This window comes from Chryseobacterium soli (assembly GCF_000737705.1).
GTDB lineage: Bacteria > Bacteroidota > Bacteroidia > Flavobacteriales > Weeksellaceae > Chryseobacterium > Chryseobacterium soli.
Genome location: NZ_JPRH01000009.1, coordinates 43293 through 66462, shown reverse-complemented (window position 1 = coordinate 66462; position 23170 = coordinate 43293). Strand labels below are relative to the sequence as shown.

Sequence of the window (23170 nt, the reverse complement as noted above, 5' to 3'; positions counted from 1 at the left end):
AGCTTTTATATAAATCATCAGGATAATTTTTAAGGTTCCGGAATTTCGTTTCTATAAAGTGTTTGCCGATTCTCTCTTTTAAAACATGCTAAAATATTTGAAAAAAAGGCAATTAAAATTTGTATCTTATAAAAAAACCTATATCTTTGCAACCTGAAAATTAATAGATAATTACGATTTAAACATATAGTAATGAGTAAAAGAACATTCCAGCCATCAGAAAGAAAGAAAAGAAACAAACACGGTTTCAGAGAAAGAATGTCAACGCCAAACGGAAGAAGAGTTTTGGCTGCAAGAAGAGCTAAAGGCAGAAAGAGTTTAACTGTTAGTTCTGCAAGAGCTAAGAGATAATTTCTTTAGTTACCCATATACAAATCATGCTTGAAAAGAAGTTTTTCAGGCATTTTTTGTTGTTAAAATATAATAAAATTTACGTTCTTTAGTATTCTTTTTTCTATTTTTAAAATCTGAAAAAAATTTTTAGAAATAGCCTCTTAAAATTCAATTATGCCACATACAAATATCTCCGGAGATAATATCATAAGTTTACAGCACGCCAAGATTGCCCAAAAAAACTTCACCGTTCTTTCTGATGTAAACCTTAACATCAAAAAAGGAAGATTCTGTTATCTTATCGGGAAAACAGGTTCCGGGAAAAGTTCTCTTTTGAAGACACTTTACGGACATATTCCTTTAGCATCAGGACATGGAGCAGTCGTTGGTTTTGATCTGGCGAAAATGAGAACCTCTGATATCCCGAATCTTAGGAGAAAATTAGGAATTGTATTTCAGGATTTTCAATTGCTTTCAGACAGAACGGTAGAGAAAAATCTGAAATTCGTTCTTGAAGCTACCGGATGGAGCGATAAAATAAAGATGGAAGACCGTATTAACGAAGTTCTTGGAAGCGTTAATATGAAAAGTAAAAAGCATAAAATGCCTCACGAACTTTCCGGTGGAGAGCAGCAGCGTATTGCCATTGCAAGAGCTTTATTAAATCATCCTGATCTTATCTTAGCCGATGAACCTACAGGAAATCTTGATCCTGAAACGTCTAACGAAATTATGACCTTACTGAAGCAGGTAGCTCTTGAAAACGGAGCAGCGGTAGTAATGGCAACACACGATTACCATATGATCCAAAACTTCCCGGGAGAAGCGATCAGATGTGAAGACGGAAAGGTTTCTGTATTGGATACCGCAGAATTATTTGAATAATTATTTACCGAAAACATGAAACTCTTTGGTGAGTTCAAGATATTGGTCCGAGTATTTTCTCGGACTTTTTTCTATCACAAAATCAGATTCTTCAAGCGGCTTTTCTATTAAAGAAAACTCAAGAATCACCCTTTTTGCATTAGAATGCTCTATTCCCTTAATGTTAATTTTTCGGTGTAAAAACAAAAGGTTTCCTGTTGCCGTTTTAACGAAATCATCACCGGCATCAGCAGGAATAATAACGGAAAAAATTCCTTTTTCGGAAAGGATTTCTGAAGATTTTGAAATTAACTGCTTAAAATTAAGCTCTACAGTCTGCCGTGCAATTTTATCTTTATCAGATCCGGATTCCTCGAAATAAGGCGGGTTGGAAACAATAAGATCAAACTTTTCTTCTGTTTCAAATGTTTTAAAATCCTGTAACTGATTTTTTAATCTGCCAGCGAAAATAGAATGTTCAAAATTCTGTCTGGTAAGTGCTACAGCATCTTCATTGATATCAATCCCTAAAAATGCTGCTTCAGGATTCCGTTGTGCAAGCATTAATGAAATTAATCCGGTTCCGGTCCCCACCTCTAATACACGCAAAGCTTCACCGACATTCGTCAACGAGCCTAGCAAAACGCCATCAGTGCCCACGCGAAAGACTTCTTTCGACTGTATAATTTCGAAATATTTAAAAGTAAAAGGTTTCACTATAAATTGGTAGGGAGTGTAATGGTGAATGTTGAACCTTTTCCGACTTCTGATTTTACAGAAATCTCTCCTTTATAATCTTCAATCATTTTTCTTACCATGGATAAGCCGAGTCCCATTCCACTGTTTTTTGAAGTAAAATTAGGTTCAAAAATTCTTTCGTACATATTTTCCGGGATACCCACCCCATTATCCTGAACGGAGACCATCACTCTTCTCTGGTGCTGTTCTACATCCACATTAATGATAAGTTTTCTCTCTTCGCTTTCCGCCTGTTTGGCATTGGTAACAAGATTGGTAATAATTCTGGAAAGGTAAATCCTGTCCATATTAATCATGATGTTACTCTTATTAGAATGCATAAAAATACTGTCGTCATTGAAAACACGGAGAATATCTTCGACTTCTGTATTTAAATTAATGACTTCATTATTCTTTTCAGGAAGTTTGGCAAATTCTGAAAACGCTGATGCAACCGTAGCGATCAAATCAATCTGATCGACCATCGTTTTACTCATCTGTTTTACTCTTTCTCTTACATTGGGATCTTCGGGATCAAACTTTCTTTCAAAATTCTGAATGGTCAATTTCATCGGGGTCAGCGGGTTTTTAACCTCATGAGCTACCTGCTTTGCCATTTCGCGCCACGCTTCTTCAGAGGCTTTGAAACGCAATCTTTCCTTTTGATCCTGAATTTGGAGAATCATTCTGTTATAAGCTCTTGCCAAAGCATTCAACTCATCATTTTTATAGTATCTGATAGGACGCATTTCATTTTCAAACAAGGTAATACGGGTAATCATATCAGAAAACTTTGTGATTGTTTTGGCAAGACTGTTGGAAGTAACCCAGCTAATCCAGATACTGAACAGAATCAGAAATATGTCGACTAAAAGAATGTATTTTATGTATTGATGAAGAACATCAAGATAGGCAGATTCATTATGATACAGAGGAATATATACGATCCCGATAGGTTCAAGCTCATTATTTTTTAAAAGCAGGTAAGATGAAGTAAGTCCAGCATCTTTCGTTTTGTCATACCCTTTGATATCAACCCGCGCATCCGTCGCTAAAATCCTGTTGACAATACTTACAGGGATTACTTTCTGCTCAATCAGGTTTTTATCCTTATTTGAAAGCAGATATTTGCCGGACAAATCATAAATAACAATATCATGCTGATTAATATCTGCTATTTCGAAGATTTTATTTTCTAATACCTTTGGAAGATCTTTTGTCTCAACCAGCGTACGGCTTACGGCATAATCCATATAACGCATTACCGCATTGGTCTTCTCCTGCATATCAATACTGCTCTGCTGCATTGAATTTTTTCGCAGGACAAAATAAGGAACCAGCGAAGTAGCGACAACACTTAAAAAACATACCAGTAAGAACCCGAAAAAGACCCGGTTCCTTAAGCTATATCCTTTGTATTTACTAATTGCCATTCTGTTTATTAATTAACCTAGCAATATACTTACCAATAATATCAAATTCCAAATTAACTTGATCTCCAATTTTCAAATGCTGCATGTTGGTGAACTCCCACGTATAAGGAATGATCGCTACAGAAAATTGAAAATCTTCACTTTTTGCTACGGTTAAACTGATCCCGTTTACTGTAATGGATCCCTGAGGAACCGTTACAAAACTGCCATCTGACTGATAGGTAATAGTTATAAAATAGCTCCCGTCTTTATTTTCAATTCCGGTAACTTCTCCAGTTTTGTCAACATGTCCTTGAACAATATGGCCGTCTAATCTCCCATCCATTTTCATGCATCGCTCAAGATTAACCACGCTTCCCGTCTCCCATTTTCCAAGATTGGTCTTTTCTAAGGTTTCGTTGATTGCTGTTACGACATATTGATCACCTTTAATCTCCACCACTGTTAAGCAACAGCCGTTATGGGCAAGGCTTTGGTCTATTTTTAACTCGTTCGTAAAAGGGCATGTTAAAGTGAAATCGATATTGCTTCCTTTTTCTTCAATCTTTTCAATAACTCCAACTGCTTCAATAATTCCTGTGAACATATTATTTTTTGCTAAATTTGTAAAATTATAATCTTCAAAGATAATCAAAATGAGCCCAAAAAACCATAAAGTACGAGTAGGAATTTCAATTGGTGATTTCAACGGCATCGGCCCGGAAATCATTATAAAGTCCCTGAAAGACAAAACCATCACCGATTTTTTTACTCCTGTTATTTTTGGTTCTGGAAAACTATTCACCTATCAGAAAAATATTTTCAAGATTAATCTGAATTTCAACTACATCAATGAGGCTTCCCAGGCACAGGCAGGGAAACTCAATATGATCAATCTTGTGAAAGACAATGTAAATGTAGAGTTGGGAAAACCCACTGAAGAATCCACCAGAATGGCCATTGATTCTCTGGAAGCTGCAACCGAAGCTTTAATGAAAGGAGAGATCGATGTTCTTGTAACCGCTCCTATCAACAAAGACGAAATGATGAAAATGGGCTTTAAACATGCTGGGCATACAGGATATTTTGAAGAGAAATTTGATAAAAAAGGGCTGATGTTTTTAGTAACTGAAGATCTGAAAGTAGCAGTTTCCACCCATCATATTCCTATTGCAAAGGTTGCTGAAAATATTTCCAAAGAGAAGATCAAAAAGCAGATCAGGGCTCTTAACCAAACTTTAATTGAGGATTTCTGTATTTCGAAACCTAAAATTGCTGTTTTAGGATTAAATCCACATTCCGGTGACGGTGGTGTGATTGGAACTGAAGAGATAGAAATTATAAGCCCTGCTATCAAAGAACTTTCAGACAATGGAATTTTAGCTTTCGGGCCATATCCTGCCGACAGCTTCTTCCAGCCAAGCAAATACAGAAGTTTTGATGCTGTTTTAGCCATGTACCATGATCAGGGATTGGCTCCTTTTAAAACATTAGCCTATGAAGAAGGGGTAAATTATACTGCGGGACTTCCTTTTATCAGAACTTCTCCGGATCATGGAGTAGCCTATGATATTGCAGGAAAAAACGTTGCCGATGAACAGAGTTTTATGGAAGCTATTTTCACTGCTATTAAAATTTTCAAGAACAGAAGTGAATACAACGATCTTATGGCCAACCGCATGCAACCGCGAAAAATGGTTGTAGACAATGGAATCGACGAAGATCTGCCAGATGAAACTGATGCATAAATCATTAAAACAAATTTTAAATTAATTTGTTAGGTAAATTATTTGTTATTTTAAAAAAATTGCATATTTTTGCACACTCATTTTATGGACAAGTTAAGAAACTACGACGTAAGCTTTCCCGGACTTAAAAACGGAAAGCACCAGTTCAAATTTGAGATAGATAAATCGTTCTTTCAATTATTTGACACCGAGCAAGAATTCACAAATCCTAAAATTACAGCAGATGTTTTATTAGATAAGCATACTACTTTTTTAGAATTTGAAATTAAAACAAAAGGTACTGTAGACCTCGTTTGTGATATTACAAACGAAGATTTTCAGCATGCTGTTGAAAACCAAATCAATGTTCTGGTAAAGTTTGGAGAAGAATACGATGATAGTGATGAAGATGTAATCACCATTCCTATCGGAGATCATGCTTTCAATACCGCACAGTTGATTTACGAAAATGTGGCCCTTTCCATTCCTATGAAAAAGGTTTCACCCAACGTAAGTGATGAAGATCTGGAGATTCTTGAAAAATTCAGTCCGAAAGATATTGAAGAGGTGGAAGAAGAGGAAGAAAAAAGTGATCCAAGATGGGAGGCACTTAAGAAGTTAAGAGATAAAAATTAAAAATAATTTAAATATGATGAGATGATACATCTCATCGCTCATCAAATTAAATAAAGTTATTACAAAATGGCACATCCAAAGAGAAGACAGTCGTCCACAAGAAGAGATAAGAGAAGAACGCATTACAAAGCTGTAGTTCCTCAATTAGCAAAAGATGCAACTACAGGTGAACTTCACCTTTATCATAGAGCTCACTGGCATGAAGGAAAACTTTACTACAGAGGTAAAGTAGTATTGGAAAAAGAAGTAGCAACTACTGAAGAAAACTAAGAGTCAAATTTTCAAAAAAGACTCATTTTAATACAAAAACCGTCCAATTTTGATAAAATTAGACGGTTTTTTGTTGTTTTTTGTGTTTTTTTGGTATCTTTGACCCAAAATCAAATATCAAATTTATGGACATTAAAGACATACAAAATCTTATCAAGTTTGTATCTAAGGCTGAAGTTTCAGAAGTAAAATATAAAACTAAAGATTTCGAAATCACTATTAAAACTCCATTAGCTGGAAGCGAAGTTACGTATGCACAGCCTGCAGTTTACCATACAGCGCCTCAGCAAGCAGCAGCTCCTGCACAAGCTCCGGCTGTTTCAGGTACTCCTGTTGAGAAAGCAGATGCTGCATCTGATGACAGCAAATATATAACGATCAAGTCTCCAATGATCGGTACTTTCTACAGAAAACCATCTCCAGATAAAGATGTATTTGTAAATGTAGGTGACGAAGTTTCTAACGGAAAAATCGTATGTGTAATTGAAGCAATGAAATTATTCAACCAGATTGAATCTGAAGTAAGCGGAAAAATCGTTAAGATTTTAGTAGACGACGCTACTCCGGTAGAATACGACCAACCTTTATTCTTAGTAGACCCATCTTAAGGAATTTTAAATTACAGATTATAAATTTTAGATGAATCTTTTTTCATTTAAAATAATTTAAAATTCAAAATTTATAATTTAAAATTTTCGAAGAGATGTTCAAAAAAATATTAATAGCCAATCGTGGCGAAATTGCAATGCGTATTCTTCGTACTTGCAAAGAAATGGGAATCAAGACCGTTGCAGTATATTCTACTGCGGATAAAGACAGCCTTCACGTAAGGTTTGCTGATGAAGCGGTATGTATTGGTCCTGCGATGAGTAAAGACTCATATCTTAAAATTCCTAACATCATTGCAGCAGCAGAAATTACCAATGCTGATGCCATCCACCCAGGTTACGGATTCTTATCTGAAAATGCGAACTTCTCCAGAATCTGCCAGAAAAATGGCATCAAATTCATTGGAGCATCCCCTGAACAGATCGAAAAAATGGGTGACAAAGCTAACGCTAAAGCAACCATGAAAGCAGCCGGTGTACCATGTGTACCTGGTTCTGAAGGTCTTATCGAATCTTACGAACACGCTGTGAAAACTGCTGAAGAAACAGGATATCCTGTGATGATCAAAGCAACAGCCGGTGGTGGTGGAAAAGGGATGAGAGCCGTATGGAAAGCAGAAGATCTTAAAGAACACTGGGAATCTGCTATTCAGGAAGCAGTAGCAGCCTTCGGAAACGGAGGAATGTATATGGAAAAACTGATTGAAGAACCTAGACATATTGAAATTCAGGTTGCAGGAGACCAGTTCGGTAAAGCTTGCCACCTTTCTGAAAGAGATTGTTCTGTACAGAGAAGAAATCAGAAATTAACGGAAGAAACGCCTTCTCCATTCATGACTGACGAACTTCGTGAGAAAATGGGTAATGCCGCTGTAAAAGCAGCAGAATTCATTGGATATGAAGGAGTAGGAACGATTGAATTCCTGGTAGACAAGCACAGAAATTTCTATTTCATGGAAATGAATACCAGAATCCAGGTAGAACACCCGATCACTGAACAGGTTATTGATTATGACTTAATCAGAGAGCAGATTCTTTTGGCTGCAGGAACACCTATCTCAGGAATCAACTATTATCCGAAGTTACATTCAATTGAATGCAGAATTAACGCTGAGGATCCTTATGCTGATTTCAGACCTTCTCCGGGAAAAATCACAGGATTAAACATCCCTGGTGGACACGGAATCAGAGTTGATACTCACGTATATTCAGGATATACAATCCCTTCTAACTACGACTCAATGATTGCTAAGCTGATCACTACGGCGCAGACCCGTGAGGAAGCAATTGCAAAAATGAAACGAGCGTTGGAAGAATTCTATATTGAAGGAGTAAAAACAACCATTCCTTTCCACAGACAGTTGATGGATAATGAAGATTATCTTTCAGGAAACTATACCACGAAATTCATGGAGAGTTTTATAATGGATAAAAAGTATGATAACCACTAGGATTATCATCCAGTAATATATTGAAAGCGGCCTCAAATGAGGCCGCTTTTTTATTATAGAACAACCTTGTTAAGGATTTCAATTTAAATCTTAAATACGCATTTTAATATTGATTGTTTTAAAACTTATATGAAAAGGTGATGTCTCCTACCTCACTCCAAAATAGTGTTTAACCTATCAAACTGATAACCGGAACCTTGTATTATTTCATAGTTCTAAGACAGAAAATCATATACAAATTCATAACTTTGTAGAAAACCAAAATATATGTCAACAGCAACAGTAAAAAATTCACAGTATTTCATTGACCTTGAAGACAAACACGGAGCACACAACTACCACCCTCTTCCCGTTGTATTAGACAAAGGCGAAGGCGTTTTCGTTTGGGATGTGGAAGGCAAGAGATATTATGATTTTCTTTCTGCTTATTCCGCTGTAAACCAAGGACATTCACACCCTAAAATTGTTAACGCATTAGTAGAGCAGGCTAAAAAGCTGGCTTTAACGTCAAGAGCATTTTACAATTCTCAATTAGGAGAATATGAACAGAAAATCACTACCCTGTTCGGTTTCGATAAAGTACTTCCAATGAATTCCGGAGCTGAAGCTGTGGAAACGGCTGTAAAATTAGCCAGAAAATGGAGCTACGAAGTAAAAGGTATTGCAGAAAATGCAGCGAAAATAATCGTTTGCGAAAATAATTTCCACGGAAGAACCACCACTATCGTTTCTTTCTCTAATGATCCTGATGCCAACCAAAATTATGGACCGTTTACTCCAGGATTTATTAAAATCCCTTATAATGATATTTCTGCCTTAGAAGAAATTTTGAATAGAGAAGCCGGAACTATTGCTGCATTCTTAGTTGAACCTATCCAGGGTGAAGCTGGAGTATATGTTCCCGATGAAGGTTTCCTGAAAAAAGCTTCTGAGCTTTGTAAACAACACAATGTGCTGTTCATTGCTGATGAAGTTCAAACTGGTATCGCAAGAACCGGAAAATTGATCGCATGTCACCATGAAGATGTACAGCCTGATATTCTGATCTTAGGGAAAGCTCTTTCAGGGGGAATGTACCCAGTATCTGCAGTTTTAGCTGATGATGCTATTATGAATGTTATTAAGCCGGGACAACATGGCTCTACGTTCGGAGGAAACCCTATTGCCTGTGCCGTAGCCATTGCCGCTTTAGATGTGGTCGCAGAAGAAAATTTATCGGAAAGAGCTGAAAATTTAGGAAATATCTTCAGAGCTGAAATCGAAAAATTAATAGGAAAATCTGATCTTATAGCGAAAGTAAGAGGAAAAGGGCTTCTGAATGCAATCATCATCAACGATACTCCGGAAAGTTCTACAGCATGGAATCTTTGTTTACAATTAAAAGAAAACGGATTGCTGGCAAAACCTACACACGGAAATATCATCAGATTAGCTCCCCCATTGGTGATTACTGAGGAACAATTACACGAATGTGTGAAAATTATTGAGAAAACTTTCCTAGAATTTAAAAAATAATCCCACAAAAATAAAAATATAACACTCATATTCAGAGTGTTATATTTTTTCAATCAAAACCCAACAAACGATTGTTTAACTTCCTGAAATTATTATAATCTAAAAAAATGAAAATAATAACGAATGGAAGATATAAAGCTGAGCGCACTGATGATCGTGTTCAATGAAGAGAAAAATATTGAGGGCGCCTTAAAGTCCCTCGAATTTGCAGATGAGATTATTGTTCTTGATTCATTTAGTACTGATAAAACAATTGAAATTATCCGCAAAAAATTTCCTCAGGTAAAAATATTTCAAAATAAATTTGAAGATTTTACAAAACAACGCAATTTGTGCCTTACGTACGCCAACCATGATTGGATCTTATTTTTAGATGCAGATGAAAGAATACCTCGCGCATTAAGGGATGAGATTAAAAAAGAAATTAAAAACCCGGATGCAAAGGATGCCTATTTTTTCAAAAGGAAATTTTTCTTTATGAAAAAACCTGTCAATTTCTCCGGCACCCGGAATGATAAGAATATCCGTCTTTTCAAAAAGGAAGTAGGACATTACGATGACACCAAAAGAGTACATGAAGGCTTAAGCAATATCCAAAGTTCAGGAACGTTACACAACTATCTTTTACATTTCTCATTTGACACCTACGAGGCTTATTATAGAAAAATACTGCATTACGCCAATCTCAAAGCCAAAGATTTACACGAGAAGCATGTTCAATATGGTTTTTTTAAGCAGATAGGGAAAAGTGCTTTTAACTTTTTTAAAATGTATATTCTTAAATTGGGAATTCTGGATGGCAAAAAGGGATTTATACTTTCTTATTTTAGTGCTTTAACATCTTTTAAAACGTTTGAATACCTGAAAGAACAGTATTCATAACAATATCTGAAAATAAACTGTATTTTTGCAACAATAAAGTGAGTACCTTATGAAACTTTCTGTTGCAATTATAACGTTCAATGAAGAAAGGATTCTTGAAAAAACCTTATCCTCAATTGAGGATTTGGCAGATGAGATTATTATTGTAGACAGCTATTCTACTGATCGTACAGAAACAATTTGTAAACGTTTTTCAAAACTTAAATTTATTCAGCAAAAATTTCCGGGTTTCGGCCGGCAGAAAAATTACGCGATAAGTTTATGTACCTCCGAATGGATTCTTTTTCTTGATGCCGACGAAATACCGGATGAAACCGCAAAAGATTCCATTCGTAAAATCATTTCTGACGAACATCAGAAATGTTTTGTTTATGATATCAGGTTTAACAATATTTTCTTAGGAAAAGCACTGAAATATGGTGGCTGGGGAAATACCAGAAGAGAACGTTTTTTCAAAAAGGGATATGGAAAATATTCTGAGGATATCGTGCATGAAGAATTCATTACGACAGAAAAAAAATGCAGACTGGACGGCAGAATCAATCACTATACTTATAAAGACATCCATCACCACATTGAAAAATCGAATAAGTATACATCTATGATGGCGGAGAAGATGTACAGAAACGGGAAAAAAGCAACCGTTGCGAAAATCCTGTTTAAACCACTTTATCAATTCATCAAATCTTATTTTTTAAGACTGGGCTTTTTAGACGGCCTCGTAGGATATTATGCAGCCTTTACAGCCGCTTTCTACACTTTTCTGAAATATAAAAAGCTACACGAGATTACCAATTTAAATAAATGACAATGTTTAATTTCTTTGCAAGAATATTGGGTTTTTCGAAAAAGAAAAGTATTCGGATCCTGATGTACCATATGGTCCTGCCTAAGGATAAAAGTTATAAGGAAAATCTCATTGTTACCACTGAAGATCTTGAAAAGCAATTTGAATATATTAAAAAAAGATATCAGACTCTGTTTTTTAAAGAATTAGAAAGTAAAAAATCGCTTCACCATAAAATTATATTAACCTTCGACGACGGCTATTATAACAACCTTGAATATCTGCTTCCTCTGCTTGAAAAATATCAGCTCAAAGCAACCATCTTCATTCCTACAGAACTTATTCAAAATGATGAGAAGAACGATAAAAGGAAAATGATGACCTTTGATGAAATACGTTCTCTAAATCCAGAACTGGTTGAGATCGCATTACACAGCCATACCCACAGAAATTACTCCCAGATATCATTGCAGGAAGCAGAAGAAGACCTTCGTGAAAACATGGCCATACTTGAGGAAAAGCAGATCGCTTTTACGAAAGTTCTCGCCTATCCCTATGGTAAGTTTCCTAAAAAAAATCCTCAGAAAGAAGAATTTTTCAGGATGCTGGAAAGATCAGGAATTACGGCTGCAGTAAGAATTGGAAATAATGTAGATTATTATCCCTGGAAAAATAAGTTTGAAATTAAAAGAATCGACATCAAAGGCTGCGACAGTTTTAATGCATTCAAATGGAAGCTTAGACTGGGGAAAATAAAGCTTTAATCCAGCAGCGCTGCATACAGTTTTTGATAAGCAACAGCCATTTCCTTATAGCCGAACTTCAACGCTCTTTCTTTCAGCTTTAGAGCGTACTCCTGTCGATTTGAATTGTATACCTGCATCCCAGATTCATAAATTCTCTGCATGTTTTCTGCAGAAAAATCATCAAAATAAAAAGCTAGATCACCGCCTATTTCCGGCAGGCTTGTCAGTTTGCTCAGGAACACAGGTTTTCCAAAGTACATGGCTTCTACGGGAGGAATACCAAACCCTTCTGCCAATGAAGGATGACAGTATGATTCACAATGCTGAAGAAGAAAGTATTTTTCATTATTATCAACATTTTCCAACATATGAACCCGCTCTTCTAGTCCCAGAGATTTAATTTTTCCTAAAAACTTTTCATTATAGGCAGATTTTGCCGAGGAAGTAATCAACACAAGATGTTTGTCATTTCCTGAAATAAGATCTAATAAAACCTCCTGATTTTTTTTAGGAAAAAGAACACCGATATTAACAATATATTTTTCATTGATAAAACTGTAGTGGTTTTTTGAATCAAAATTTAAAGTTTCCGGGAAAATAAGGCCATTATAGACCACTTCTATTCTAACGTTATCTTTCAAATGGAAAAGATGTTTATTTTTAATGAAATCATCTTTAGCAAATTCAGAAATACAGGCGATGGTATCTGCTGATCCGATGTTTTTCTGAACCAGTTTAATACTTTTTTGTATTTTCTGATCAGAGCTGTTGTCATGCAAAAAATTAAGGTCATGAAGCGTCACAATCTTTTTCTGCCCAGCTTTTACCTTATGAAAATAATCAGAAAGCTGATGGGTAGAATGAATTAGTGAAAAAGACTTTGTAGAAATAGGGAGTTTTTTCTCCCAGAACTTCCAGTTGATGATAGTAAATGTATTTTTAGTGACAGGAATATTTTTTTCAGGTCCGTAGAAAGAGTAATCAAAATTAGTTTTTTGTTCATCCAATCCCTTTATCAGCGAGACACATACATTGGCAATTCCCGATTTGGGGTACTTCAGTCTTTCAACATCAATGAGAATTTTATGATACATTATGAGTGAGCTTTTCTCCAAAAATATAAATTTAAATATGAAATCTTTATTTTTGCAATATGAAAATTTGTTTAATCAGTTTTGATTTTTGGCATTATGACGAGCATATAGTCAAAAAACTAAACGAGAAAGGTATTGAAGCTTGCCATATCAACATTGGTGCCTTTACTCATAAAAATTCCGGAGAGCGCCTCAAGAATACTTTCAGCAAAGTATTCCTAGGGAAAAATCTGAAATATCATAAGAGACAAGATTTCATTTTAGAATCTCTGGAAAAAATTGGCAGACAGGATCAAATCCTTGTCATTAATCCCGAAGCTATTGAGGAAAGAATTCATCAAAAGATCAGGGAATATACAGACCGGAACATCGCCTATCTTTACGACAGCGTGGCAAGAAACCCGGTTAAACATCTCCTACATTATTTCGACACCGTTTTTTCCTTTGATGATGAAGACGTTAAAAACTTTGGATTTGAAAAAATCACCAATTACAATTATCTGGACTATCTTCCGGCGGCAAAGCAAAGCCCTAAACTGGATCTTTTCTACATCACTTCCCATGATAAAAAAAGATTATCTATTTTAAATACGTTAATCAATAAATTAGAGCCCCTGAACATTAAATTTGAAGTGATTACAGCCGGGAAAAAGAGCTGGAAAAATCAGCTAATACAAATTTTTGACACCAAAAATATTGAAATTTTAAAATTCAGGACAAAAAATATCCCACACCATTCCCTTCCGTATTATTATAAAAATACGAAGGTTATTCTGGATTTGATGCGCTGCAACCAAACCGGACTAAGCTTCAGGATTTTTGAGGCCATGGCTCTTGAAAAAAAGATCATAGCCGATAATCCGGCAATCAAGAACTACGATTTTTACAATCCGGAAAATATTTTAATCTTAAACGAAGATTTCAGCAATATTGAAAAAGATTTTTTTGAAAAGCCATACGAAAAGCTTCCGGATACAGTTTATTATAAATACACCTTAGACAATTGGGTCAATACGATCTTCAAATTAGATAAATAATGAAAATTTCTGTTGCAGTCTGTACCTATAATGGTGAAAGGTTTCTTCACCAGCAAATCGATTCTATCCTTGGCCAATCGGTACAGGTAGATGAGGTGGTAATCTGCGACGACGGTTCTACAGATCAGACCATCCGAATTTTATCAGAATATCAGGATAAATTTCCCGGAGTTGTTAAGATTCACATTAATACAGAAAACCTAAGAAGCGTTAAAAATTTTGAAAAAGCGATTTCACTCTGTACCGGTGACATTATTTTCCTGAGTGATCAGGATGATGTCTGGCATCCTGATAAAGTAAAAGATTTCCTGAAAGTATTTGAGGAAAACCCTACTATTGAAGTGATAGCCTCCAATGCTGTTACCATTAATGAACAGGGCGGAACGATCGAAAAAAACACCATATGGGATATTTTCAGCCTTTTTAAGCAACATCATATCGCCTTTACTTATTTTGAGGTGATCAATCTGGTCGGAAATATTGCTACCGGAGCCAATATGGCCCTTAAAAGAAGCATCATCAACGATATCATCCCCTTTCCTGCCAATCATTATCATCACGATGAATGGATCGCTTTAGTGTCTTCCTGTAAAAATACTTTTTATTTTATAGATGATAAAAAATCCTGCTACCGCATCCATGACCAGCAACAGGTAGGCGGAATTTTCTTCAAAGGCAGTGAAGATATCATGATGCAGCGGTTTAATATTCACAACAATAATGTTTCTTTCAGAATCTTAAAAAGACGGATTTTACTGTTGAAAGATAAAAAGAATAAAATTTTATCTACGCAAAATTACGCCAGCAATCCTATCTTTGCACGAATGTTGAAGTCTATACAAGAGTATGAAAACCATGTAAAGGATCATCTTAAAATGACTAATTTCATACAATATCAACTATTTAAATTATTATATTTCTAATACAATATGGGCAGTAACGCAAATTTTGGGGTTAACATTTCAGGGTACATCAATAAGCAGTTTGGTTTGGGAGAGGGCGTACGCTCTAACATCAGAGCCATCAAAACCACGGATGTTCCTTATGTCATCAATGATTTCAACATCACCATTTCAAAACACGTGATGGATGAAACCCAAAATGCACTGGCTGTTTCTGAGGAGAATCCTTACAACATCAATCTCGTACAGATCAATATCGACCGATTGCATTCTGTAATGCAGGAAACGGATAAGTCCTATTTCCAAAATAAATACAACATCGCTTTTTGGGCTTGGGAACTGGAAAACTTCCCTGAAGAGTCTAAAGTTTTCTTCAGTCTTTTTAATGAAATATGGGTACCAAGTAATTTTTGTACAGAAGCCATTTCCAAAGTTTCACCGGTACCAGTGGTCAAGATGATGCACTCCATTGAAATTGAAACTCCATCCTATACAAGAAAGGATTTTAATCTTCCTGAAGACAAGTTCATTTTCATGACGATGTTCGACTATTACAGCTCGATCGTAAGAAAAAACCCTATTGCAACTATTGAAGCGTATGAAAAATCATTTGGAAAGAATAATCCGGATGTTCTTCTTCTTATAAAAACTTCTATCAGTAAAGAGTTTTCTGCTGAGAAAAAAATGCTGGTCGATAGAATCGCCGACAACAAAAGCATTATCATCATTGAAGAAATTTTAGAAAGAGATCAGTTGTACAGCTTAATGAACTGCTGTGACTGTTTTGTTTCCCTGCACCGTTCTGAAGGCTTCGGGCTGACGATGGCTGAGGCAATGTATCTGGGGAAACCCGTTATTGCAACCGCATATTCAGCAAACACAGAGTTTATGAATATCAACAACTCTTTTCCGGTGAAGTATACTCTTATAAAAACAGGAGATCTCTACTATTTCAGTACAGAAAAAGATATCTGGGCAGATGCAGATGTAGATCATGCTTCTGAACAAATGTCTCTTGTATATAATGATAAAAATATAGCAGCTGCAATAGCTCAAAGGGGACAAAGCGACGTTAAAAAATTCCTTTCACCCGAAATTATGGGTGAGAAAATCAAGCAGAGACTGGAACTGATCAATAGAGAAATCATTCCTACTCTTTCAAATAAAACATCTAACGAGGAATCGCTTTTAAAATTTGAGATTAAAATACTTGAAGAAAAACTAGCTAAAATCAGAAGTTTAAAACCGGTACAATGGAAAATACAATTTAAAAATCTGCAAAATAAACTTACCGGCAAAAAAAGAAAATATTTCTGGGAAGACTAATCCAGTGTTTCGTAGAAATCGTTTTGTTTCTTCTGCTTCTCAAAAGTTTTTTTGTGGATCAGGCAAAAGTCGTAATCTTTGGGCATTTCTGTGAAGTTTTTATTGCCATAGAGTACTTCATGGACTTTATTTTTCCAGAAAATCTTTTTGTTGTTTTTAATAATTCTGGCCTGGTAATCCGGAAAATTGACATATCCTTCTGCATTGACGTTCCATTTCATTTCTCTGATGTAATCTTCGGTGATACCTTCCACGATGTTAATTCTGGGAACAAAGAAACATTCTACGCTTTTTTCTTTTCTTAAATAAGGTTTAAGTTTTTTGATAAAGCCATCAGCAGGATATTCGTCAGCATCTATCTGAAAAAGATATTTACAGCTGGCATTGTGAATCAGATTATTTTTAAAAGTTGCAAAATCCCCATTCAACCGGGCTTCAACTACTTTGATTTTCGAACCGTACTGCGACAGCAGTTCCCCTACTTTCTCATCAGGATTCGTCATATCACGTAAAATGAGTACTTCATCTTTTGCGTCAATTAGAGGTAAAAGACTATTCAGAAGTATCTTCAGTTCTTTATGCTCATTGCATACCGTGATGCCATAGGTTACTGTAACAGGTCTTAAAAAATCAAACATTATTTCCTTTGTATTAGTTCGCGCTCATAAGAAGCATCCTTCAACACTTCTATTCGCAGATTATTGCTTTTAAAGTGATTCTGCTTTCCAAAAACTTTTTGGAAAAACGATCTCTCCGAGTTTTTCTTCTCGTCTATACTATCTGCAAGGTTCCTGAAGCTTTGCATATTTTTTTCAGAAAGCTTTCTCGCATCAAACCGGATAATAACATCATCTAAAACCTCATCATTTTTACCTTTAAACTTTTCGTTGAGATCAAATAATGTTTTCGGCTGCTCATCTGAAATATATGATTCGGCAGCATAATCGGAATAAATGTGATCTGCGAAAATCTCCAAAGCCCTGACAGCTTTGTGATTAGGGTTTTCTAAAATCAGTCCGTACTTCAATTTCTTTTTGGTTTTCGACTGATTCATGAATCCCCATTTCCGTATAAAATTACGAAGTGAGTTCTCTTCTATTTTCTGGGTTTTGTCTTGAAATTCTTCCGAAAATCTGGACGTTTTACTTACAAAATGATATACCATGGCATTTGGACACACAAATGTTTTTTCGCCCGACATTCTCAATCGTAAAATCAAGTCATCATCCTCACAAAACATGGGTTTGAAAAGCGGATCCAAACCGTTTACTTTACGCAATACCTCTTTTTTGGCTGCCAGAAAGAAACTTACGTCTTCGGTATAGTTTCCTTCCTGTTTTTCCTGTTGATTTTCAAACTGAAAAAAATCGTTGAACTGAAAGGAATCAAAATCACTTCCAAAATCCTGAATTTCTTTCCAGAGTCTTTTATCCGCAGCAAAGATAGGTGGTTCCACCACTTTATAATACACAAGATTGTGTTTTGAAAGTGCGTTTTCAAGTTCACCCAAAAAATTCCGTCCAATCACCATATCATTATGCAGAAAACACACATATTCTTTTGTAGAGATTTCTATGGCTTTGTTGTAGGTATCCGAAAGCGTTTTTTCATCCGGACTGAAAAAATGAACAAGATTTTCGTCTTTTAAAGAATCAAGCCACTCGTTGGTTCCATCCGAACTTCCATAGCTTACAAAAACAATTTCTGCATCCGGATAGTTCTCTCGTATCGAGTGATAACAGGTTTTTGAATATTCTACGTTATTTTTTAATCCTATTAAAAGAGAAATGGTGTTCATTCGTTTCATGGTTTAGCTTCTGTCGTATTCATCCTCAATTCTTACGATATCATCCTCTCCGAAATACGTTCCGGTCTGTACCTCAATAAAGATAACAGGCTTTTCTGACAGGTTCATCATCCGGTGTTTGGCTCCTAATGGAATAAAAATACTTTCACCGTAAGCCAATTGTATTTCTTTATCGTTCAAAACGACCGTTGCATCGCCTTCAATGATGGTCCACTGCTCCTGCCTTTTGTGGTGATATTGGTAAGACAGCTTCTCCCCCGGGTTTACTTCTATTCTTTTCAGTTTGTAATTGGGCTCATCTGCCAACACAAAATATTTTCCCCAGGGCCTTTCGCCGATTTCTAGCATAATCTCTGAATTCTTAATTGATACAAATGTAAAAATTAAGATTAAAAAAGCCAACAACCAAATGGTAAAACATCCTTAAAACGCATAATTTTAAGTAAATTTGCACCTAAATTTTAATTAAAATGGAGAAAGTAAGAGTACGTTTTGCTCCAAGTCCTACCGGACCTTTACATTTGGGAGGCGTAAGAACTGCATTATATGATTATCTTTTTGCCAAAAACCAAGGCGGAGAATTTGTATTGAGAATAGAAGATACGGATACGGCAAGGTATGTGGAAGGAGCTGAGGAATATATTGAAGAAGCCCTGGAATGGTGCGGAATCATCCCCGATGAAAGTCCTAAAAAAGGAGGGAAATTTGCTCCTTACCGACAATCTGAAAGAAGAGATATTTACGACAGATATACCGAGCAGATCCTTACAACAGATTATGCTTATCTGGCATTTGACACTCCGGAAGAACTGGATGCTGTCCGTGCTGAATTTGAGGCAAATGGTGATGTTTTCTCTTATGACAACAAAACCAGAAACCATTTAAGAAACAGCATTACCCTTTCTGAAGAGGAAGTACAGCAATTGCTGGATCAGAAAACGCCTTATGTGGTGAGATTTAAAATGCCTGTTGACAGAACATTAAACCTTGAAGATATCATCCGTGGGCATTCTTCTGTGAATACCAATACTTTAGATGATAAAGTTCTGGTTAAAAACGACGGAATGCCAACATATCATTTCGCTAACATTATTGATGACCATGAAATGGAAATCTCCCATGTGATCCGTGGAGAAGAATGGCTGCCTTCTTTAGGTCTTCATACCTTACTGTATGAGGCAATGGGTTGGACCGCTCCGCAATTTGCCCATCTTTCATTGATCTTAAAACCGGATGCCGCATCACTTATTAATAAAGATAATATAGACAGCATTACCAAAGCTTTTACCGAGGATTTTATTCTAAAAAACAACACTTATTCATTTGATGAAGCCTCTGTTTTGATTAAATCTTTCTTTACAGAGATTAAAAGCCCAAGGTTTAAATCATCCTTGACTGAAAATGAAAAAGACGATGCTTTAACTGCTGCCGTAAAAGCCTTTCTGAAGAAAAGTCTTTCCGGAAAATTAAGTAAAAGAGATGGTGATAAATTCGGATTCCCGGTATTCCCGTTAGATTTCAAAGATCCTGCAACAGGAAATATTTCTAAAGGATACAGAGAAAACGGATACCTTCCGGATGCCTTCATCAATATGGTGGCATTATTGGGCTGGTCACCGGCTGACGATAAAGAAATTCTTACCATTGAAGAGATGAGCAAGGAATTTGATCTTCACAAGGTACATAAGGCAGGAGCAAGATTCAGTAAAGAAAAATCAGAGTGGTTCAACCATCAGTATATGCAGACAAAATCCGACGAAGAAATTCTTCAGATGTTAAAAAACACGAAAGTGGATATCTCGGCTGCTTCTGATGAAAAATTACTGAGAATCATTCATTTGATGAAAGAAAGAGCAACCTTCCCGAAAGACATTTATGAAAACGGAAAATTTTTCTTCGAAACCCCTACTTCTTATGATGAAAAAGCATCGAAAAAAGCATGGAACGATGAAACTTCTACTATTTTAGAAGAACTTTCTGTACAATTGGAATCAGTAGATTTCACGGCGGAAATCTTAAAACAGGAAGTCCATGATTTTGCGGAAAATAAAGGCCTGGGAATGGGAAAAGTGATGATGCCGCTGCGTTTAGCATTGGTTGGAGAACTTAAAGGTCCGGACGTTCCTGATATCCTGGAAATCCTTGGAAAAGAGGAAAGTAAGGCCCGAATACACAATGCTATCAATAATTTTAAATAGAATTCTATAATTTTTCATAAATTTGAAAGATTTAATTTACTTCAAGAAATGGAATATTTAAGTTTCGAACTTCCTATAAAAGACTTAATGGATCAATACCAGACCTGTTCTTTAGTAGGAGAAGAAAGTGGTGTTGATGTAAAATTAGCATGCAGCCAAATTGAGGATAAGATCATAGAAAAGAAGAAAGAGATCTATGGAAACCTTACGCCTTGGCAGAGAGTACAGCTATCCCGTCATCCGAATCGTCCGTATACATTGGACTATATTCATGGAATGGTGGATAAAGGCAGCTTCTTAGAACTTCACGGAGACAGAAACTTCGCAGATGATCCTGCAATGATTGGCGGTTTGGCCACTCTTGACGGTCAGAAAGTGATGATTATTGGGACTCAGAAAGGAAGAACAACTAAGGAGAGACAACACAGAAGATTTGGTATGCCAAATCCTGAAGGATACAGAAAAGCTTTACGATTGATGAAGCTTGCTGAAAAATTCAATATTCCTGTGATTACTTTGGTGGATACACCGGGAGCTTATCCGGGATTAGAAGCTGAAGAGAGAGGTCAGGGTGAAGCTATTGCAAGAAATATTTTTGAAATGGTTCAGCTTAAAACTCCAATCTTCACGTACATCATCGGAGAAGGAGCCAGTGGTGGTGCTTTAGGGATAGGTGTGGGAAACAAAGTATACATGCTTGAAAATACATGGTATACCGTAATTGCCCCTGAAAGCTGTTCATCCATCTTATGGAGAAACTGGGATCATAAGGAAGATGCAGCCAATGCATTGAATCTTACCCCGGCAGATGCTTTAAGAGAGAAATTTATTGACGGAATCATCGAAGAGCCTCTTGGAGGAGCACAGTATGACCCTGAAACGACATTCTTAAATCTGAAAAACTCTATTCTACAGAATATTAAAGCTTTTTCTAAATTTACAGGACAAGAACTCGAAACCCAGCGACAAGACAAGTTCATTGCAATGGGTCAGTTTAAAGGATAAAATAAAAAGGTTAAGAAATTTTCTTAACCTTTTTTGTTTTTATTAATCGGCTACATTCAGTACGATTTCAATATCCTGGTCAATCCTCTTTAATGAAGAGTATTTTGCATCGCAGACCACGGTGGTCAGAACATATTCTCCTTTATTCACCAAAATAAAATTCTGTCCTTTTGCGGGAACCGTGAGATTGTAAAATTTCTTACCGGTAAGCTTTACAATCAGGTTACAGCTGGATTTATTTTTAATATTCAGATAGGCTTCCGTATTGGTAGGATCGTTATTGAAAAGATGAGTCAGCATTGCGGCTGTTCTTTTGGATTCTTCGGTAGGTTCAGATCTGTTACTGGATCCTGTACTTTTTGCAGAACCAACGGAAGCATAGTTTACACTTCTTTCAGCCTTAGCAGGGGAAGAAGCGTTTGATGCAATAGTTTTACCGCTGTTCAGCTCATTATTTTTAACAATTTTTTCAATTTTCTCTTTACTGATAGGCTTAATCGTAGGTTTGGCTTCAGGGGAATTATCTGCCATAATCATATCGATAAGTTTTCTTTTGAAATAATCTGTTTTTGGATGTCCGGGATTCTGTTTTAAAAATCCTGCAATGATTCTGGCTTCTTTTGAACTTTCTGCATCCTGCTCGGTATAGATAATCACAGTTTCTTTTTCTATAACAGCTTTGGTTTTCGCTTTCTTCTTTTTTTGAGAAAAGCCAAGTGTGAAGATGCATACAAATAGAAGTAGAAGGATTTTTTTCATTAATTAGCTATTAAATATTAGTAGATATACAAATAACGCAAAAAGTCATTTTTTAGTTTATCATTAAAATCATTATCTTTGCCCTGCTCAAAAATAAACTAAAAAATCAATCTTAAATAAAAAAAAATAGATATTATGTCTTATACACCAGCTGCTGCAGACGTAGCAAAATTGAGAAACATTACAGGTGCAGGTATGATGGACTGCAAAAAAGCTTTAGTTGAAGCTGAAGGAGATTTCGACAAAGCGATCGACATCCTTAGAAAAAAAGGACAGAAAGTAGCTGCTAACAGAGCTGACAGAGAGTCTGCTGAAGGTGCAGTTATCGCTAGAGTAAACGAAGATAACACTTTAGGAGTTATCATTTCTCTAAACTGTGAGACTGACTTCGTTGCTAAAAACGAAGCGTTCATCGAGCTAGCTTACGAATTAGCTGAGATGGCTGTCGTTGCTGCTTCTAAAGAAGAGCTTTTAGCTACTGATTTCCACGGAATGACTGTTGCTGAAAAACTTATCGAGCAAACAGGTGTTATCGGTGAAAAAATCGAGATCGGTACTTTCGAAAGATTAGACGGACCTTTCGTTGGAGCTTACATCCACGCTGGAAACAAGATTGCTGCAATCACTTCTCTTTCTGCTAAAGTAGACGGAGCTGACGAAGCTGCTAAAGCTGTTTCTATGCAGGTTGCTGCTATGAACCCTATCGCTCTTGACGAACATGCTGTTTCTCAGGAAACAATCGATAAAGAATTAGAGATCGAAAGACATAAACTTACTGAAGAAGGGAAACCTGCAAACATTATCGACAATATCTTGAAAGGTAAAATGCAGAGATTCTACAAAGACAACACTTTGGTACACCAGGATTTCATTAAAGACGCAAGTATTTCTATTGCTGATTATGTAAAATCTGTAAATGGAGACCTTAAAGTAACAGGATTTGTAAGAGCAAGCTTAGCTTAATTTCTCTTTTCAAAGAAAAATACTGATCCCGGTGAATTTTCACCGGGATTTTTTTGTGCTCATTATGAACCATTTATTACGCTAATCTTAAATCTACAACAATATACAGG

25 protein-coding genes are annotated in these 23170 nt (G+C 36.1%); 17 read left to right on the top strand and 8 right to left on the bottom strand.

What is annotated here, in order from left to right:
- Positions 1-192 precede the first annotated feature (192 nt).
- Positions 193-351, top strand: a complete 159-nt coding sequence (gene rpmH, locus IW15_RS18055; RefSeq protein ID WP_034679005.1) for a 50S ribosomal protein L34 — start codon at positions 193-195, stop codon at positions 349-351.
- A gap of 156 nt (positions 352-507) precedes the next feature.
- Positions 508-1218 (top strand): cell division ATP-binding protein FtsE, encoded by a 711-nt coding sequence (locus IW15_RS18050; protein WP_034714249.1) that lies wholly within the window; start codon positions 508-510, stop codon positions 1216-1218.
- On the opposite strand, the gene IW15_RS18045 is transcribed toward IW15_RS18050, so the two are convergent.
- Genes IW15_RS18045 through IW15_RS18035 form a run of 3 tightly spaced genes read right to left on the bottom strand, consistent with a single transcriptional unit; the run spans position 1219 to position 3954 of the window.
- Positions 1219-1914 carry a tRNA1(Val) (adenine(37)-N6)-methyltransferase gene (locus IW15_RS18045; RefSeq protein WP_034714248.1) on the bottom strand — a complete coding sequence of 232 codons (696 nt, stop codon included), beginning with the start codon at positions 1912-1914 and terminating at the stop codon, positions 1219-1221.
- Positions 1914-3368 (bottom strand): sensor histidine kinase, encoded by a 1455-nt coding sequence (locus IW15_RS18040; RefSeq protein ID WP_034714245.1) that lies wholly within the window; start codon positions 3366-3368, stop codon positions 1914-1916. The genes IW15_RS18045 and IW15_RS18040 overlap by 1 nt, the downstream gene beginning before the upstream one ends.
- Complete coding sequence (locus IW15_RS18035; protein ID WP_034714382.1) at positions 3358-3954, bottom strand: riboflavin synthase; 597 nt, start codon at positions 3952-3954, stop codon at positions 3358-3360. The genes IW15_RS18040 and IW15_RS18035 overlap by 11 nt, the downstream gene beginning before the upstream one ends.
- 49 nt (positions 3955-4003) lie before the next feature.
- Here IW15_RS18035 and pdxA point away from each other — a divergent pair, with 49 nt between their 5' ends.
- From pdxA to IW15_RS17990, 9 genes are all read left to right on the top strand, one after another.
- Complete coding sequence (gene pdxA / locus IW15_RS18030; RefSeq protein ID WP_034714243.1) at positions 4004-5095, top strand: 4-hydroxythreonine-4-phosphate dehydrogenase PdxA; 1092 nt, start codon at positions 4004-4006, stop codon at positions 5093-5095.
- A gap of 84 nt (positions 5096-5179) precedes the next feature.
- Entirely contained in the window at positions 5180-5710 is a 531-nt protein-coding gene (locus IW15_RS18025) for a YceD family protein (RefSeq protein ID WP_034714241.1), read from the top strand.
- Positions 5711-5776: 66 nt separating this feature from the next.
- A complete protein-coding gene (rpmF, locus tag IW15_RS18020) occupies positions 5777-5980 on the top strand; it encodes a 50S ribosomal protein L32 (RefSeq protein WP_007843326.1) in 204 nt (67 codons plus the stop codon).
- Positions 5981-6105: 125 nt separating this feature from the next.
- Positions 6106-6588 carry an acetyl-CoA carboxylase biotin carboxyl carrier protein gene (gene accB, locus IW15_RS18015; protein ID WP_034714240.1) on the top strand — a complete coding sequence of 161 codons (483 nt, stop codon included), beginning with the start codon at positions 6106-6108 and terminating at the stop codon, positions 6586-6588.
- A gap of 95 nt (positions 6589-6683) precedes the next feature.
- Complete coding sequence (gene accC / locus IW15_RS18010) at positions 6684-8039, top strand: acetyl-CoA carboxylase biotin carboxylase subunit (RefSeq protein ID WP_034714238.1); 1356 nt, start codon at positions 6684-6686, stop codon at positions 8037-8039.
- Between the two features lie 267 nt (positions 8040-8306).
- Entirely contained in the window at positions 8307-9554 is a 1248-nt protein-coding gene (gene rocD, locus IW15_RS18005) for an ornithine--oxo-acid transaminase (RefSeq protein WP_034714236.1), read from the top strand.
- A gap of 123 nt (positions 9555-9677) precedes the next feature.
- The gene (locus tag IW15_RS18000; protein ID WP_034714234.1) at positions 9678-10436 is read left to right on the top strand and encodes a glycosyltransferase family 2 protein; all 759 of its coding nucleotides are present in this window, start codon (positions 9678-9680) and stop codon (positions 10434-10436) included.
- Positions 10437-10485: 49 nt separating this feature from the next.
- Positions 10486-11244: a glycosyltransferase family 2 protein gene (locus IW15_RS17995; RefSeq protein WP_034714233.1), complete on the top strand. Its 759-nt coding sequence runs from the start codon at positions 10486-10488 to the stop codon at positions 11242-11244.
- Between the two features lie 2 nt (positions 11245-11246).
- Positions 11247-11987, top strand: coding sequence for a polysaccharide deacetylase family protein (locus tag IW15_RS17990; protein WP_165585224.1), 741 nt, complete (start codon positions 11247-11249; stop codon positions 11985-11987).
- Here IW15_RS17990 and IW15_RS17985 read toward each other — a convergent pair.
- Positions 11984-13063, bottom strand: a complete 1080-nt coding sequence (locus IW15_RS17985) for a glycosyltransferase family 4 protein (protein WP_034714232.1) — start codon at positions 13061-13063, stop codon at positions 11984-11986. The two genes, IW15_RS17990 and IW15_RS17985, sit on opposite strands and share 4 nt — an antisense overlap.
- 59 nt (positions 13064-13122) lie before the next feature.
- Here IW15_RS17985 and IW15_RS17980 point away from each other — a divergent pair, with 59 nt between their 5' ends.
- Genes IW15_RS17980 through IW15_RS17970 form a run of 3 tightly spaced genes read left to right on the top strand, consistent with a single transcriptional unit; the run spans position 13123 to position 16328 of the window.
- A complete protein-coding gene (locus IW15_RS17980) occupies positions 13123-14100 on the top strand; it encodes a CgeB family protein (RefSeq protein WP_034714229.1) in 978 nt (325 codons plus the stop codon).
- The gene (locus IW15_RS17975) at positions 14100-15023 is read left to right on the top strand and encodes a glycosyltransferase family 2 protein (protein ID WP_034714227.1); all 924 of its coding nucleotides are present in this window, start codon (positions 14100-14102) and stop codon (positions 15021-15023) included. Before IW15_RS17980 ends, IW15_RS17975 begins: the two co-directional genes overlap by 1 nt.
- Before the next feature lie 6 nt (positions 15024-15029).
- Positions 15030-16328, top strand: a complete 1299-nt coding sequence (locus IW15_RS17970) for a glycosyltransferase (RefSeq protein WP_034714224.1) — start codon at positions 15030-15032, stop codon at positions 16326-16328.
- Here the strand turns inward: IW15_RS17970 and IW15_RS17965 are convergent.
- The 3 genes from IW15_RS17965 to IW15_RS17955 are packed head-to-tail and all read right to left on the bottom strand — an operon-like array spanning position 16325 to position 18483.
- Positions 16325-16966 carry a glycosyltransferase gene (locus IW15_RS17965; protein ID WP_034714222.1) on the bottom strand — a complete coding sequence of 214 codons (642 nt, stop codon included), beginning with the start codon at positions 16964-16966 and terminating at the stop codon, positions 16325-16327. The genes IW15_RS17970 and IW15_RS17965 overlap by 4 nt on opposite strands.
- Positions 16966-18135 carry a glycosyltransferase family 2 protein gene (locus tag IW15_RS17960; protein WP_084681482.1) on the bottom strand — a complete coding sequence of 390 codons (1170 nt, stop codon included), beginning with the start codon at positions 18133-18135 and terminating at the stop codon, positions 16966-16968. The genes IW15_RS17965 and IW15_RS17960 overlap by 1 nt, the downstream gene beginning before the upstream one ends.
- 3 nt (positions 18136-18138) lie before the next feature.
- Complete coding sequence (locus IW15_RS17955; protein ID WP_034714218.1) at positions 18139-18483, bottom strand: phosphomannose isomerase type II C-terminal cupin domain; 345 nt, start codon at positions 18481-18483, stop codon at positions 18139-18141.
- A 122-nt stretch (positions 18484-18605) separates the two neighbouring features.
- Between IW15_RS17955 and gltX the strand changes: the two genes are divergently transcribed.
- Positions 18606-20333, top strand: a complete 1728-nt coding sequence (gene gltX / locus IW15_RS17950) for a glutamate--tRNA ligase (protein WP_034714216.1) — start codon at positions 18606-18608, stop codon at positions 20331-20333.
- A gap of 48 nt (positions 20334-20381) precedes the next feature.
- On the top strand, positions 20382-21338 hold the full coding sequence (locus IW15_RS17945) for an acetyl-CoA carboxylase carboxyltransferase subunit alpha (RefSeq protein ID WP_034714213.1): 957 nt from the start codon (positions 20382-20384) through the stop codon (positions 21336-21338).
- A 42-nt stretch (positions 21339-21380) separates the two neighbouring features.
- Here the strand turns inward: IW15_RS17945 and IW15_RS17940 are convergent, their stop codons facing one another.
- A complete protein-coding gene (locus IW15_RS17940; RefSeq protein WP_034714211.1) occupies positions 21381-22097 on the bottom strand; it encodes a DUF6759 domain-containing protein in 717 nt (238 codons plus the stop codon).
- Between the two features lie 135 nt (positions 22098-22232).
- Between IW15_RS17940 and tsf the strand changes: the two genes are divergently transcribed.
- A complete protein-coding gene (tsf, locus tag IW15_RS17935; RefSeq protein WP_034714209.1) occupies positions 22233-23060 on the top strand; it encodes a translation elongation factor Ts in 828 nt (275 codons plus the stop codon).
- Positions 23061-23170: the final 110 nt, after the last annotated feature.